Consider the following 556-nt stretch of genomic DNA (forward strand, 5'->3'; position numbering starts at 1 on the left):
CTTACTGCCCTTCCTCCCAACTTAAAGTGCTTTACAATCCGAAGACCTTCTTCACACACGCGGCATGGCTGGATCAGGCTTTCGCCCATTGTCCAATATTCCCCACTGCTGCCTCCCGTAGGAGTCTGGACCGTGTCTCAGTTCCAGTGTGACTGATCATCCTCTCAGACCAGTTACGGATCGTCGCCTTGGTGAGCCATTACCCCACCAACTAGCTAATCCGACCTAGGCTCATCTGATAGCGCAAGGCCCGAAGGTCCCCTGCTTTCTCCCGTAGGACGTATGCGGTATTAGCGTTCCTTTCGAAACGTTGTCCCCCACTACCAGGCAGATTCCTAGGCATTACTCACCCGTCCGCCGCTGAATCAAGGAGCAAGCTCCCGTCATCCGCTCGACTTGCATGTGTTAGGCCTGCCGCCAGCGTTCAATCTGAGCCATGATCAAACTCTTCAGTTCAATACTGCTTGGGTTTTTAAGAAACCCTAAACTTGGCTCAGCAATCTCAAATGACTATGTGATTTCTCGCATGGCCACTTGTGATGCTGATAATCTTTGT

Annotated in this window: 1 rRNA gene; it reads right to left on the reverse strand. The window is 51.6% G+C overall.

Annotated features, from left to right (window positions below):
• Nucleotides 1-456 (reverse strand): 16S ribosomal RNA (locus ACLEJU_RS28665); the annotation flags it as partial.
• Nucleotides 457-556 lie beyond the last annotated feature (100 nt).

This window comes from Pseudomonas sp. SMN11 (genome assembly GCF_052041945.1).
Taxonomy (GTDB): Bacteria; Pseudomonadota; Gammaproteobacteria; order Pseudomonadales; family Pseudomonadaceae; genus Aquipseudomonas.